Annotated in this window: 13 protein-coding genes and 1 riboswitch; of the genes, 10 read left to right on the top strand and 3 right to left on the bottom strand. The window is 45.6% G+C overall.

Translation table 11 applies throughout. From position 1 onward, the window contains the following. Nucleotides 1-73: 73 nt before the first annotated feature. The 3 genes from KXJ80_RS09555 to KXJ80_RS09545 all read right to left on the bottom strand — a co-directional run bounded on the left by KXJ80_RS09555 (nt 74) and on the right by KXJ80_RS09545 (nt 3690). A complete protein-coding gene (locus tag KXJ80_RS09555; RefSeq protein WP_259474685.1) occupies nt 74-1642 on the bottom strand; it encodes a Na+/H+ antiporter NhaC family protein in 1569 nt (522 codons plus the stop codon). 79 nt (nt 1643-1721) lie between these two features. Continuing rightward, nucleotides 1722-1918, bottom strand: a riboswitch (Lysine riboswitch). A gap of 95 nt (nt 1919-2013) precedes the next feature. Beyond that, entirely contained in the window at nt 2014-2940 is a 927-nt protein-coding gene (locus KXJ80_RS09550) for an electron transfer flavoprotein subunit alpha/FixB family protein (RefSeq protein ID WP_037428291.1), read from the bottom strand. Beyond that, nucleotides 2941-3690 (bottom strand): electron transfer flavoprotein subunit beta/FixA family protein, encoded by a 750-nt coding sequence (locus KXJ80_RS09545; protein ID WP_144375108.1) that lies wholly within the window; start codon nt 3688-3690, stop codon nt 2941-2943. It lies immediately after the preceding gene. Nucleotides 3691-3999: 309 nt separating this feature from the next. Between KXJ80_RS09545 and KXJ80_RS09540 the strand changes: the two genes are divergently transcribed. From KXJ80_RS09540 to KXJ80_RS09495, 10 genes are all read left to right on the top strand, one after another. Then, entirely contained in the window at nt 4000-4392 is a 393-nt protein-coding gene (locus KXJ80_RS09540) for an H-NS histone family protein (RefSeq protein ID WP_037420523.1), read from the top strand. A 207-nt stretch (nt 4393-4599) separates the two neighbouring features. Further along, entirely contained in the window at nt 4600-7674 is a 3075-nt protein-coding gene (locus KXJ80_RS09535; RefSeq protein WP_259474684.1) for an amidohydrolase family protein, read from the top strand. After that, on the top strand, nt 7674-8963 hold the full coding sequence (locus KXJ80_RS09530) for an amidohydrolase (RefSeq protein ID WP_172591435.1): 1290 nt from the start codon (nt 7674-7676) through the stop codon (nt 8961-8963). The genes KXJ80_RS09535 and KXJ80_RS09530 overlap by 1 nt, the downstream gene beginning before the upstream one ends. 77 nt (nt 8964-9040) lie before the next feature. Then, nucleotides 9041-9421, top strand: a complete 381-nt coding sequence (gene rcsF, locus KXJ80_RS09525) for an Rcs stress response system protein RcsF (RefSeq protein WP_037420516.1) — start codon at nt 9041-9043, stop codon at nt 9419-9421. 95 nt (nt 9422-9516) lie between these two features. After that, nucleotides 9517-10251, top strand: a complete 735-nt coding sequence (tsaA, locus tag KXJ80_RS09520; RefSeq protein ID WP_011716468.1) for a tRNA (N6-threonylcarbamoyladenosine(37)-N6)-methyltransferase TrmO — start codon at nt 9517-9519, stop codon at nt 10249-10251. Further along, entirely contained in the window at nt 10252-10881 is a 630-nt protein-coding gene (locus tag KXJ80_RS09515; RefSeq protein WP_259474683.1) for an acyltransferase, read from the top strand. 197 nt (nt 10882-11078) lie between these two features. Next, on the top strand, nt 11079-12791 hold the full coding sequence (locus tag KXJ80_RS09510) for a proline--tRNA ligase (RefSeq protein WP_259474682.1): 1713 nt from the start codon (nt 11079-11081) through the stop codon (nt 12789-12791). 264 nt (nt 12792-13055) lie between these two features. After that, entirely contained in the window at nt 13056-14180 is a 1125-nt protein-coding gene (locus KXJ80_RS09505) for a patatin-like phospholipase family protein (protein ID WP_259474681.1), read from the top strand. Nucleotides 14181-14448: 268 nt separating this feature from the next. After that, nucleotides 14449-14697 carry a hypothetical protein gene (locus tag KXJ80_RS09500; RefSeq protein WP_099458403.1) on the top strand — a complete coding sequence of 83 codons (249 nt, stop codon included), beginning with the start codon at nt 14449-14451 and terminating at the stop codon, nt 14695-14697. Nucleotides 14698-14847: 150 nt separating this feature from the next. Next, nucleotides 14848-15558 (top strand): YjbF family lipoprotein, encoded by a 711-nt coding sequence (locus KXJ80_RS09495; protein WP_172588772.1) that lies wholly within the window; start codon nt 14848-14850, stop codon nt 15556-15558. Nucleotides 15559-15561: the final 3 nt, after the last annotated feature.

The raw sequence follows: 15561 nt of genomic DNA, 5'->3' as shown, positions 1-15561 counted from the left end.
AAAAATCAGCCAGCATAGTTGCTGGCTGATTTGTTTTACATTCTCAAGATAAGAGCGAAGTTAAATCACGGACTTATAAAGCCGTACTTTTGGATTTAATGTGCAAACCAAAAATAGTCAATACAAACAATATGCTACAAGTCACTAATCCCGCATTGACCGATTCAGTAAAGCCAAGCACTACGTAGCCGATCATGCTGATCAGCGCAACGATTACGGCGTAGGGAAGCTGAGTCACTACATGGTCGATATGATGGCAACTGGCCCCCGTCGACGACAAAATAGTGGTATCAGAAATCGGTGAACAATGATCACCAAATACCGCCCCCGCTAATACCGAAGCCAGCATAGGTAACATCATGGCAGTATGGCTGCCCATAGCCATATCCGCAGCTATCGGCAGCATAATCCCGAACGTACCCCAACTAGTTCCTGTAGAGAATGCAGTCAGGCCCGCTAACACAAACATTAATGCAGGTAAGAAAGCAAAGGGAATATTCCCAGTGGCTAGGCTAGCCATAAACTTACCGGTTTCAAGCTGGCCGATCACACCTGCAATGGTCCAAGCAAATAACAAGATGTAAATCGCAGGCAACATAGAGCGAGCGCCCTGCACTACGCCTTTTAATACCATTGATTTTTCAACGCCTTGCACTAAGTTAAGTACCAGCGCAACCGCTAAACCAATCAGGGCACCAAAGAACAGTGATGAACTCACATCGGTTTTCTCGAAAGCAGAAATAATATTAAATTCAATGCCTTCTTTAGCTAATACTTGGGCACCGCTATCAATCATAAAATACAGGGTCGCAAATACCAGTACTGTGATAGGTAGGAATAACCCGAGGATTTTACCTGTTTCAGCTTCGGGTAAATCAGCATTAGCACCTGGCGGTAAACCTTTAGTCTCATCGTATAAATTACCGCGCATGGCATTTAATTCATGTTCACGCATAGGGCCAACATCTAAGCCCATAAACGCCACACAAAGCAGTAATAATAAAGAGAAAATTGCGTAGAAATTCATAGGGATCATTTGAATAAATACACTCAAATGACCAGAGTCCGCAAAACCATGTGCTGTTAATATTCCGCCAATTAACGCAATAATATAAGCGCCCCAACTTGATACCGGTGAAATGACACAAACTGGTGCTGCGGTAGAATCTAATAAATAAGCTAACTTAGCGCGGGAAATATGGTAACGGTCGGTAACAGGCCTTGCGACAGACCCAACGACTAAACTATTGAAATAATCGTCAATAAAAACAACACAGCCTAAAAACATGGTCAGTAATTTCGCATCGCGCTTATTACGAATATGTAACCTTGCCCAATCAGCAAATGCCCGAGCACTACCACTCACAGTAATTAGAGCGGTGATCATCCCCAATGCAATCAAGAAACCGAGAATGTATAAATTCCAAGAATTTACGCCATCTTCCGACCAAAAAAGTCCTTTTACACTGTTAAATAAAAACTCACCGCTGGCCACAGGAGAAAATTGATTGAGCAATAATACTCCAATCATAATTCCTAAACCGAGGGAAAGAAGCACTCGGCGAGTAAAAATCGCCAATACAATTGCAACCACAGGCGGGAGCAAAGAAAGCGCCGAATCGGCATAACTAACTACAGTCATTGATTATTTCTTCGTCAAAATACGAATGGAGGGCGACTGAACTGGTGGGAAAAGGCAATAGATACCCAAGATCACCTGTCCTATCAGTAGCGCTCCATAGTAACTATTCCTAATATCCGTATCTGGAAATACTATGGCAGTGTTGTACCTATTAGACACAACCCCAGCAGTTGATCGTGATATATCAAACTACTTCGGCACCAAATCCTTTCGTGAACGATCAACGGAATCACCCTACTGATCACTACTGATATTTGGTGCGCCTCTACTTCTAAGAACGCCCATACATGGGCGTGAGGCTCATAAAAACATAAGCGGCTAAGCAGTTACCACCGCGAAGCCGCTTACTTTGACTTAGCTCACAAATAAAATCAACTTAAGCTTGCAATCAACTGCGGAACGGCTTCGAACAGGTCAGCTTCGAGGCCATAATCGGCAACTTGGAAGATAGGCGCTTCAGGGTCTTTGTTGATAGCCACAATCACCTTAGCGTCTTTCATTCCCGCTAAATGTTGGATCGCGCCTGAAATACCTACTGCAATATAGAGGTTAGGTGCGACAATTTTACCAGTTTGACCGACTTGCAAGTCATTCGGAACAAAGCCTGCGTCAACCGCCGCACGCGAAGCACCTACTGCAGCACCAAGCTTATCAGCCAGTTGCTCTAACATGCCGAAGTTTTCACCGCTGCCCATGCCACGGCCACCAGATACGATAATGCTAGCATTACCTAACTCTGGACGTGCTGAAACTGTCAGCGCTTGAGACACAAACTGAGCTTTGGCTTCAAACACTTTATCCAAGGTAGTTACAGCAGCATTATTACCCTGTGTCACCGCATCGAAGGCACTGGCACGCACTGTCATCACTTTGATAGCGTCATGGCTTTGAACTGTCGCTAAGGCGTTACCCGCATAAATCGGGCGAACAAATGTATCGCTACTCACCACGCCAATCACTTCCGAAATTTGCGCCACATCTAAAAGTGCTGCCACACGCGGTAACGTGTCTTTACCCGCACTCGATGCCGCTGCGAGAATATGGCTGTAGTTTGGTGCTAAGTCCACCAGCAATTTAGCCACGTTTTCGGCTAAATGCGCTTCATAAGCGCTGTTATCGGCAACTAATACTTGCGCGACACCTTGTAGAGCTTGAGCGGCTTGCACCACTGCACCACATTGATGGCCCACCACCAATACATGTACATCACCGCCGATCGCACGAGCTGCGGTGACAACTTTAGCGGTATCCAGTTTCAGCGCCGCATTATCGTGTTCTGCTAATACTAAAATGGCCATTTAGATCACCTTCGCTTCATTCTTTAACTTTTCAACCAGCTCTGCTACCGACGCAACCATAATACCGGCCTTACGTTCAGCAGGCGGCGTTACCTTGATCACCGTTTGATGCGCTTTGAGCGTCACGCCTAAATCAGCCACCGTCAGCACATCTAATGGCTTACGTTTGGCTTTCATGATATTAGGTAATGAGGCATAACGTGGCTCATTCAAACGTAAATCCGCAGTCACCACAGCTGGCAACGGTAGATTTAAGGTTTGCATACCACCATCTATCTCACGAGCAACTTGAAGTGAATTACCTTCAACTTTAATTGCTGAAGCAAAGGTCGCTTGCGGCATATCCGTTAATGCAGCAAACATTTGGCCCGTTTGGTTATTATCACCATCAATGGATTGCTTACCAAACAGCACTAATTGCGCTTGTTCTTTTTCTTGTACGGCTTTAAGTAATTTGGCAATTGATACTGGTGCTAACTCTTCTTCAGTATCAATGTGAATCGCGCGATCAGCACCTAATGCTAATGCGGTACGCAATTGTTCTTGAACGGCTTTATTGCCGATGCTGACGACCACTACTTCAGTAGCACTGCCCGCTTCTTTTAAACGAACCGCTTCTTCTACTGCAATTTCACAAAAAGGGTTCAACGCCATTTTGAGGTTTGCGTTATCAACGCTGGTGTTGTCAGCTTTTACCCTGACCTTCACATTGGCATCAACTACGCGCTTAACAGGCACCAATACTTTCATAGGGCTTCCTTCCTACACTTTCATGTACATGGACAAAACATTGGTGATCACCAATGCAGGATAGCGCCACTTTACGTCCTGTTAACGTTAACGTCAACCAAAGTCAAACGCTTGTTTGCATTTTTAAGACTGTCGTATTGGCCACATTTTTGAACACTTATTTGCCATATATAAAAAGTTCAAAAATTAAATAATATTTAATTTTTGTTTATTGCATAATTTTATTTGATTCGAGCAATATTAGTTTCTATCATTTAGCTGTTGTTCACCATTATCCTGTAATAAAAATAGAGTGGGACGAAAATAGATATGAGCGAATTTTTAGAGATATTAACTCACGGTCGTCGTTTTAAAGCTGCGGTAAAAGATCTTAGCGTTGAAGAACTGCGTGATTTAGCAGCTAAACTAGATAAAATTTTAGTTGAGCGTGAGTCAATGGAAGCAGAAGAACAGCAAGCTATTGCTGCTCGTAATGCAAAAATTGAAGAAATCCGTCAACAAATGGAAGCCGTTGGTTTATCAATCGACGATTTAGGTGGTGTTGCAGTTAAAGCCTCGAGCAAGAAACGCGCTCCTCGTCCAGCGAAATACCAAATTGAAGTTGATGGCGAAGTGATCCAGTGGACAGGTCAAGGCCGTATGCCAACAGTATTTAAGAACGAAGTCAATAAAGGCCGTTCTATGGATGATTTCTTAATCTAATCCAATACCGTAATGGTAATGACAATAGCCATTCGCTATTATCATTGAGTAACATAAAAAAGCTCGCGCCCTGCGAGCTTTTTTATGCCTATCCCACCCCGCCCATTGTCATTCAAGTAAATGCTTAAATTGCGTTACAATTCATCTTTAGTATTTACATCTACTTTAGGTTACTCTTTATTCACCCTCCGTCTAAGTGAATAAAAAATGCAGATAAACAATAAGATAATAATAAGCTGCGGCATAATAAGTAGTTTTGTATCTCAACCCATTTTTGCCGAGGCCAATCCCATCCCCCCCGTCAATAAGTTAACTGCATTGATCAATGCAGAATTAATTCTTGCACCGGGGAAACGACTCTCAAATGCCACATTATTAGTTGAAAACAATCGGATCAAAGCCATTATTGACCAAGGTGATATCCCCGCGGCGGCACTAAAAGTCGATCTCAGTGGTTATACTATTTATCCCGGTTTTATCGATCCTTTTACCGATTATGCTATCGAGTTTGAATATCCCAAATTGCAGCTCACTCGTCCGGTATATGATATTAAGCGTATTGGCGGGAATGCTGAAAATGGTGCAATTCATGCTGAAAAAGAATGGTTTAATTACATTTACCCCAATAAAGAACGCGCACGAGATTGGATCAATAACGGCTTTACCAGTGTACAAAGTAGTAAACTCGATGGTATTTTCCGAGGCACGGGTGTCAGTCTTTCACTCGCGGATAAAACTGCCAATGAGGTAATTTATCGCGCACGCAGCCAACCTTTTATGGCCTTCGATAAAGGCACCTCCGAGCAAGACTACCCCAATTCCCTCATGGGTAGCATCGCGCTTATCAGACAGACCTTTGCTGATGCTAACTGGTATAACCAAAATAAGCACAAATCGGTTAATAGTTCAGCTACACCTCAAATTGAATTTAATATTGCCTTCGAACGTTTAGATAACTTAGCCGAGAAACCAATCGTATTTGAAACAAAAAATCTGAACGATTTGTTGCGTGCAGCGAACCTACTCAAAGAACATAAGCAGCCCGCCAACTTACTCGCAAGTGGCCAAGAATATGCTCGGATCAACGAATTAAAGGCTCTGAATTATCCTTTAATTCTTCCTCTTAATTACCCACAAGCACCCGATGTGGGTACCGATGATGCCGATCGCGAAGTCTCCCTTGCAGAACTCAGACAATGGGAGCGCGCGCCCACAAACCCTGCCGCAGTAGCAAATGCAGGTATCCCCTTTGCGTTTACCCAATTTGGCATTAAGACAGAGGCGTTTTGGCCACGCCTTCGTCAAGCGATTGCGCAAGGACTCAGCGAAGATAAAGCCCTCGCGGCCCTCACCACTCAAGCTGCTGAAATGGCAGGAACCGCTGACTTGACCGGTAAACTTGCCCCGGGCTATATGGCGGACTTTGTCATTACTAAGGGCAATATTTTTAAAGACGGACAGATTTACAGTGTCTGGCTACAGGGACAAGAACAAGCAATCCGCTCACTTTCACAAGCCAAGATGTTGGGTGACTATCAGCTGACGTTGAATAATTTAACTTTAGATTTGAGCCTTGAAGAAGCAGACAAAGCAGGTAAAACCACTTTGCAAGGAAATCTGAGCAGTGGCGAGAAGAGTATTCCACTCACCAACCTCAAGCTTGAAGACGACGGCCGCGTCAGCTTTAACGCCAATTTAACTGATGCAGGCATTCATGGGATCAGCCGTTTTACCCTCTGGTTTGCCAAAGACGGCATTCAAGGCCGGATGGTAGACGCCCAAAGTCGTAGCATTAATGTTGCTGGTATTGCCCTTACGCCTCCGCCAAAGACGGAGCAAGTAGGCACGCCTAAAGCCGATTCAACGCAAACCTTAGTCAGTCAACTTACCTACCCTAACGTCGCCTATGGTTTAAGTGAGGCGCCCAAAGCCGAGAAACTCCATATTAAAAATGCCACCCTGTGGACCTCAGATAAACAAGGTATCTTGGAACATGCGGATCTGCTAATGGCCAATGGCAAGATTGAAAAAATCGGCCAGCAACTCAACACGCCTTCTGGATATCAAGTCCTCGATGCAACGGGCAAGCACTTAACAGCGGGGATTGTCGATGAGCATTCCCATATTGCCATCAACGGCGGCACCAACGAAGGCACAGACGCAGTCACCTCTGAAGTGCGGATTGGGGATGTGATTAATCCTGAAGATGTCTCCATCTATCGCGCACTCGCGGGCGGCGTGACCAGCGCACAATTACTCCATGGCAGCGCTAATCCTATTGGTGGCCAATCCCAGTTAATCAAAATGAAGTGGGGAGAAAGCGCAGAACAGCTAAAGTTTGCCAATGCCCCTGCCAGTATCAAATTCGCCCTTGGCGAAAACGTTAAACAGAGTAACTGGGGCGAAAAGTTTGTGCAGCGCTTCCCGCAGACGCGCATGGGGGTAAAAGCCTTATTTGAAGAAACCTTCGATGCAGCACTCGCCTATGAGAATGCACTGAAGGATTATGATGATTTACGCAGCAGTGAGAAGAAGAAAACCCTCGCACCGCGCCCAAGTTATCGCCTGCAGGCGGTGGCCGAAGTGCTTAAGCAACAGCGCGATGTGCATATTCACTCTTATGTACAGTCGGAAATCTTAATGTTCCTGCGCTTAGCCGAAGCCTACCACTTTAAAGTGCAAACCTTTACCCATGTGCTTGAAGGTTACAAGGTTGCCAGTGAACTGGCTGCCCATGGTGCGGGCGCCTCGACCTTTGCCGATTGGTGGGCTTATAAGTTCGAAGTTTATGATGCGATCCCTCAAAACGCGTGCCTAATGCAAAAACAAGGTGTGCTGACGAGTATCAATTCCGATGACTACGAAATGCAGCGCAGACTCAACCAAGAAGCAGCTAAGTCAATGATGTATTGCGGTATGTCAAAGGAAGATGCCTGGAATATGGTGACCATCAACCCAGCGAAACAGCTCAGAGTCGATGAGTATGTTGGCTCACTCACCTCAGGCAAAATGGCCGATATTGTGCTTTGGAACGCCGAGCCGCTGTCGATTTATGCCAAAGTGACCCAGGCTTGGGTTGAAGGCAAACGCTACTTCGATCGCGACCAAGACCAGCTTGCCCAGCAGCAAGTGGTGGCTGAGCGTGCCGCTCTTATCCAAAAAATTCTCAGTAGTGATGATAACGCTAAGGCGGGTGAAAAAGTTACACCGCTTAACGAGCCACAATGGCACTGCGATACCCATTATCAGGCTTGGGGCCAACATCATCAGGGAGCAAAATAATGAAGCACTTACCCACGACCTTGCTGCTGTCGACACTGGCCATCACCTTGTCCGTGCAGGCACATAATCTCATCCCTACGCCTAAACAAACTCACGGTGTGTTGATTAAAAACGCCACTGTGCATACGGTCAGCCAAGGGGTTTTAACCAATACCGATGTGTTGATTGAAAACGGTAAAATCAGCGCACTAGGGCCACAGTTAAGCGCCAATGAGGCTGATGGCCAGATGCAGATCATCGATGCTACGGGTAAACATTTATATCCAGGCCTTATTGCACTGGATACCAGTCTTGGCTTAGTGGAAATCGAGATGGTTCGCCCGACCGTAGATAACGCTGAAGTCGGTGACTTTAACCCGCAAATTAGTGCAGCAACGGCTTACAACCCGGATTCGGAGCTGCTGCCAACCATTCGCTATAATGGCATCACTCACGCACAAATTGTCCCTAGTGGTGACGGACTCGCAGGCCAATCGGTGGTCGTCGATCTCGATGCGTGGACCATTGAAGATGCATTGCACCCCAGTGAAGGCCAATTTCATGTTTACTGGCCACAGATAAAACGCATGCCAGAGGATGAAAAAGGAAAAGCCAAAGCGATTGAAAAAAATCAGCAGGCGATCAATCAACTCATCACTGCCTTTGAAGATGGTTACCGCTACTTTTTGAGCCAAAATACACCGGATGCCGACCACAAGCCTAATCTGCGTTGGCAGGCCATGTTGCCACTGTACCAAGGTAAAGCGACGCTATTTGCCCACGCAGACAGTGTTAACCAAATCGAGCAAGTAATTGCACTGACTAAAAAATATCAATTTAAATTGGTCATTGTCGGCGGTTATGACGCGTGGCGATTAGCTTCAAGTTTAAGGGAAGTGAATGCCAGTGTGATTTACCCGCACACCCTAAGCCTACCTAAACGTACAGATGAACCGGTAGATTTACCGTTTAAAATCCCGTCGTTACTTGCGAGCGCAGGCATTCCCTATGCGCTTGGCTTTTCATCGGATTGGAACAGTCGTAACCTACCCTATGCCGCAGGTTACAGCGCAGCTTATGGCGTTACGGCAGAGCAAGCGTTGAAATCTGTCACGTTAGATGCTGCAAAGCTGTTAGGGATTAACGATTTAGGCGCTATCGAAGTAGGCTATCAGGGCAGCGTTGTGCTGAGTGACGGAGATATCCTCGACCCCATGAGTAACAAAATTGATGCGATCTGGATTGAAGGAAGACAAATAGATCTGAATAATCGCCACCAGCAGCTTTATCAAAAGTATCTTAAGCGATAGAATTTACTGAGATAAATCGCACAGCACCGCGCAGTCCATGGGACTGCGCTTCTTTACCCTTAATCTCAGGTCAAACCATGAAAATCATCCTCTCAAGTGCATTAGTGCTCCTGCTTAGCGCCTGTGCCAGCGACTACAGTTTTAATAGCAATTTAGACGGTGAGGCGATTAGTGACTACTTCAAGGCAGGCGATGTTACGCTATTTGAAGGTGATAGTTTGCCTAAAGGCCACTACGAATTGAAAGGCTTAGTGCAAGGAGAATCTTGCCAAGCGGATGTAAATGGCGTGCCAGCATCCTTAAGCGAAGCCAGAACCGAAGCCCGCCGTGCTGCGGCAGACAAAGGTGCTAACGGTATCATCATCAAACAATGCGTGATGATGGAAGAAGCTGCGCAAGGCTGTATCAGCCGCGCGTTATGTGTCGGTCAAGCGATTAAAATGGCCACCGCCGACTAGTTCATCGCGTGTATACTGCACGCCATTCTTGTTGTACTTTACAACCTAAGCCATCTGAGTTTGGGTTGTTGCTCCTTCCTTTAGGTGTTTTTTGCATGACATTTACCAACCAAATTACCGCTGTGGCCACCTGTCGTACCCCCTATAAACAAAAATTTGGCATTCCAAGGCAACCTGGTTTGGTAGAAGCACGCGGTTATGTTGAGCTGGAAGGCCATATCAATCATCTCGACGCCGTGCGCGGTATCGAGCAATATTCGCACCTTTGGCTGCTGTTTTGTTTCCATGAAAATCTCGCCCAAGGCTGGAAAACCACAGTTCGCCCACCGCGTTTAGGTGGTAATGAAAAACTCGGTGTATTCGCAACCCGCTCGACGTTTCGCCCAAACGGCATTGGCCAATCAGTGGTAAAACTCCACCGAGTGGTGCAACGTAAAGGCAAAGTATGCCTGGAGATTTCAGGTATGGATCTTGTCGATGGCACGCCCATTATCGATATTAAGCCCTATATTCCCTTCTCAGATTCGATTGAAGGTGCCGTCGGCGGTATCGCTCAAGAAGCGCCTAAGCTGATTAGCGTGGTGTTTTCCGAGCTCGCGGCAACGCAGATTAACGCCTATAGCAAACAGGACGCTTATACTGATTTGGCCGAACTTATCCGCGGCGTACTCGGACAAGACCCTCGCCCTGCCTATAAAAAAGCCAAGGATGATCCCAAGCTATATCAAGTGGCTTTGTATGATTTGGATATCTTTTGGCGGATGGCGGTTGATGAGGATGATCGGGAATATATTCAAGTGCTCGAACTCAAACCCGGGAAATGTGGCTAAATGCAGACGCTAAACACAACCGCATTGCCTGATTATCAGAGCCAACACAAAAAGCGTCTGTCTTGGATGCCCTGGCTGTATTTTTCACTCAAAGAAAAACACTTAGTCTGGGCTAAACCTTGGCAGGATGAAATTCAAACCAACCTTTGCGCCCTCGAAACCGTCACCATTGGTGATAACTGTTTTATCGCTCCCGAGGCACAGTTATTTGCCGAGCCCAATCGCGATATCAAGATAGGTAATCACTGCATGATTGCCGCCGAATGTTTTTTACATGGCCCGATCACCCTTGGTAATGAAGTCGCCATCAATCATGGCTGCTCCTTCGATGGCGGTCGAGTGGGGATTCAAATTGGCTCCCAAACTCGCATTGCTAACCATGTGACAATCTACGCCTTTAATCATGGCATGGCGCCCGATACGCCCATTTATCAACAAGCCTCCCACTCTAAAGGAGTCGTGATAGGTAAAGATGTCTGGATTGGCGCACAGGCCGGGATAGTTGATGGTGTCACCATTGGCGACCATGCGGTGATTGGCATGGGCTGTATTGTCACTAAAGATGTCCCCACATGGGCTATCGTCGCCGGTAATCCTGCACGGGTGATTGGCGATCGGCGAAATAAGTAAGCAGCGACGAGAATCTAGATATGAGCAATGACGAAGTCGCCCCCTAACGGCGTAGTGCTTATCTTTCTTTATCCGTTATCCAGCATCAAAAATGCTATTTGTCTCCCAGCTAGTTGAATTTAACCTAAATCCATAGGTGACATCATCAAAGCAGGTGATAAAATGGCGCCCATTCAACTCAAATTTGGACATCGGTAATGCGCGTTAGCAAATACCTACTTTCTACTCAAAAAGAAACACCTGCGAATGCAGAAGTCATCAGCCATCAATTAATGCTACGTGCGGGTATGATCCGCCGTAACGCTTCAGGCTTATACAGCTATCTGCCCACGGGCCTGCGTGTATTACGTAAAGTCGAAGCGATTGTTCGTGAAGAAATGAACAAAGCGGGCGCGATTGAAATCCTAATGCCTATGGTGCAACCGGCTGATTTATGGGTAGAAACGGGTCGCTGGGACAAGTTTGGTCCTGAACTACTGCGTTTTAAAGACCGTCATAGCCGTGACTTCGTTCTGGGACCAACCCACGAAGAAGTGATCACCGACTTAATCCGTAAAGAAGTCAGCTCTTACAAACAATTACCGCTGAATCTTTATCAAATTCAAACTAAATTCCGCGACGAAGTTCGCCCACGTTTTGGCGTGATGCGTTCTCGCGAGTTCCTGATGAAAGATGCTTATTCTTTCCATCTTGATGTGGATACCATGAATGAAACCTATGAGGCGATGTATCAAGCCTATAGCAACATTCTGTCGCGCATGGGCTTAGCCTTCCGCCCTGTTTTAGCGGACACGGGTTCTATCGGTGGCAGCATGTCACACGAGTTCCATGTATTAGCGCAAAGCGGTGAAGACTTAATCGCCTACTCTACGGGTAGCGATTATGCCGCTAACATCGAGAAAGCCGAATCGCCAATGCCAACCGAAACGCGCGGCGCGGCGACTGAAGCATTACGTTTAGTCGATACCCCAAATGCGAAAACCATTGCTGAGTTAGTTGAGCAATTCGGTTTAGATATCACTAAAACAGTGAAAACCTTGATTGTTAAGGGTGCGACTGAAGCGGCGCCACTGGTTGCGCTGATTGTACGTGGTGACCACGAGCTAAATGAAATCAAGGCAGATAAATTAGATTTAGTGGCATCACCATTAGAATTTGCCCCAGAAGCCCTGATCCGTGACGCCATTGGCGCAGGTCCAGGCTCATTAGGCCCTGTCGGCCTGAATATGCCGATCATCATCGACCACAGTGTTAGCGTGATGAGCGATTTTGCTGCCGGCGCAAACGTGGATGATAAACACTACTTTGGCATCAACTGGAAGCGCGATCTGCCACTGGCACAAGCGGCCGATATCCGTAACGTGGTTGAAGGCGAGCCAACACCGGATGGTTTAGGTACCTATGCCATGGCTCGTGGTATCGAAGTGGGTCATATCTTCCAACTCGGCACTAACTATTCTAAATCGATGAATGCGACTGTTCTCGATGAGAACGGTAAATCACAGGTGCTGCTGATGGGTTGTTACGGTGTTGGCGTGAGCCGTATCGTGGCTGCTGCGATTGAGCAAAACTTTGATGACCGTGGCATTGTATGGCCAGAAGCGATTGCACCATTCAGTGTGGGCATTCTGCCAATGAATATGCACAAGTCGCACCGCGTCACCGATATCGCCGAGCAGTTATACAAAGACTTAAGCGCTGCGGGTATTGATGTCCTGTTGGATGACCGTAAAGAGCGTCCAGGCGTGATGTTCGCCGATATGGAGCTCATTGGTATTCCTCACACTGTGGTGATTGGTGATCGCAATATCGACGCGGGTGTATTTGAATACAAAAACCGCCGCACCGGTGAAAAACAAGACGTGCCATTCGACCAAATCGTCGATTTCTTAAAGAATCTGCAAGCTTAAGCACTGTCTTTTGCGCTGAATACACATTCGCCAGTGCGAGTTAATGGCTACCATTAACCTCTCAATACAGCAACGCACTTAGGTTTAACTTAAGTGCGTTTTTTATTTCCCGTCTGTTGATGACAAACAAGCTCTCAAGTGCTTGCCTTTGACTCTTCTCATCAAAAACTAAAGAAATGTCATTAAGATAACTGCTCAGACTTGCTTTTTTAGACAAGGCATTGCTTTAATAAAATCATAATAACAAGTCGTTGAGTATTAAGATTGCCAACATCAACAGCATTAGTTCTCGGTGGCGGTGGCGCTCGTGCCGCCTATCAAGTGGGAGTGTTAAAAGCACTGGTCCAGCTTTATCCTCGCAACCATGGCATTCCCTTCAAAATCATATGTGGCACTTCCGCTGGTGCCATTAATGGTACTTCAATCGCCACCCATGCCTCATGTTTTCATTTAGGTGTCAAAAAACTCGAATGGGTATGGCGTCATTTTGAAACTAGAAAAGTGTACAGAGCCACTCTTCCTGGCGTGTTAAAGCACCTCTCAAAAATGGCGCTAAAAGGCTTACAGGACGATAAGGTCAATACAGATGCTGGCAGCCTGCTCGATAATGAACCTTTACGGCACTTATTGAATGAACTTATCGATTTTAAAAGAATTGATCGCAATATCCGCAACGGCGCTTTAACCGCTCTGAGTGTCGATACCTCCTGCTATAACAACTCGCGTTCGGTGACGTTTTTTCAAGCGGCACGGGATATTGAAAACTGGACCCGCGCCAGACGCAGCGGTGAGCGGCGCATGTTAAATACCGAGCACTTGTTAGCAAGCTCAGCCATTCCCATGGTGTTCCCGTCAATTAAACTTAATCAAGCTTATTATGGTGACGGCTCAGTCCACCAGCTCGCGCCGCTTTCAAGTCCAATCCATTTGGGGGCTAATAAGCTATTAGTGATAAACCTAGACAGTCCCCATAAGCATTTTCCGATGGAGCTAGAATATCATCCGAAGACAGCGACCATCGCGGGTCATCTGCTGGATACTATCTTTTCTGATACCTTAAATAGCGATTTAGAGCGCCTAGAGCGCATAAATCATACGCTTTCCCTTATTCCAGAAGAAAGCCGTGCACAACTAGCATTACACCCCATAAAAACCTTAGTGATAAAACCCAGCGAAGATTTAAGCAAAATTGCCGCTCGCTTCTATGATGATATGCCCTGGGCAATTAAAACCTTGCTGGGATTTTTTGGTATCGATAGGCAGTCTGACTCCAGTATTGTGTCGTACCTCTTGTTTGAAAAATCCTATACCAGCGCCCTAATCGATTTAGGTTATAAAGACGGCATGGCGCAACTGAATGAGCTAAAAGCATTTTTCAATTTAACCTAATGCGATGGCGCACAACAAAAAGGCTTACTAAAATCAAATTGAAGCCAGAGTCTTGCCATGATATAAATTGCGCGATGACATATTTCCTTAATCACAATGTGCGAAACTCATTCAAAATTAAGGATTATTCAGTAGCAGCTAAGCTGTAAATCAGTCTAAAGTCTGAGTGACGGAATAGATTTAACATTGATCATTTAAGTTGAATCACCTATCATGCTGTACTAGATTAGCTAAAAATTAGGTTAATTTTTTCTAAAAGGGAATCACGATGAAAAAAACTTCATTAGCACTTATTGCTGCTATTTCAATGTTAGGTTCAGTTGCTGCTAACGCTAACACAACTGGTGTAGCAACTGGTGGTACTGGTGTTGGTGGCGCTACAGGTGCTATCGTTGCTGGTGGTATTGCAGCTGGTGCAGTTGTAACTGGTGTTTTAGTTGCAGCTAACAGTTCTGATGGTAGCCCAGCAGCAACTGGTACTGGTACTGGTACTGGCACAACTACTGGCACTAACTAATCTTTTAGTCAGTGTATTTAAACAACCGCCTTATTGGCGGTTGTTTTTTTTAGGCTTTTTGTAAACAAAATGTATGCTTAATCTAGCTTGAAATCACGCCATCATATATTTACATTGGTTAACAACTACTATTGAGAATAAGCAACTCGGATGCGTATATATAAAAAAATCTTTTCCTTTATTGCTGTTTCGACAGTATGTCTAGGCTTATCGGGCTGTAGCCAACGAATTAGCGCACTAAACGATACCGCAAAACTCGCCTTTTTTGGGAGTGACGATGTGATTCTCTCCCCTGAGCAAGTATCGGCTAATCCTTATGCCAGCATCTATGTAAAAATGGAAGATACGGCTCAGGCATTTGTGGTTTTAGCCTTTGCAGAGCCTAAAATCAGCCTATCTTCAGTAAAAAACTCGCCCGAAGCACTCGAACTTAAATGGTTATCAGCGGATAAGGGCATGTTAGTGACAGTTAACGGCCGCCTAGTCAAAACCCATAATTTGCTTACAGGTAATTTAAGTGCTGTTGAAAGTGATGAGCCAGATCCACTGTTATTAGGATTACACTTAAGCTCCACCCCCAAAACTTGGACTCGAACCCTCGATTGGCAACCTGGTTATCATTATGGCTACCGAGCAACATCAGAATTTAAATTGATTGGTGACGAAAATATTCTAATCAATGGCGCTCCTACACAAGCTTTGCATTTTAGTGAAAACGTCTCTGTGGATGCACTCAATATCCAATATCAAAATGAGTTTTGGCTAGATCCACAAACAGGCAACGTTATTAAAAGCCATCAGAAAATTGCGCCCAATCTGCCGTTTATTGATATCACCTTACTGAAGCCTTTTGCTGCTTAGTGG

It is taken from the genome of Shewanella xiamenensis (assembly GCF_024971755.1).
GTDB classification, from domain to species: domain Bacteria; phylum Pseudomonadota; class Gammaproteobacteria; order Enterobacterales; family Shewanellaceae; genus Shewanella; species Shewanella xiamenensis.
Note: the sequence above shows the minus strand (reverse complement) of the source record. Positions and strands in the feature narration are given on the sequence as shown.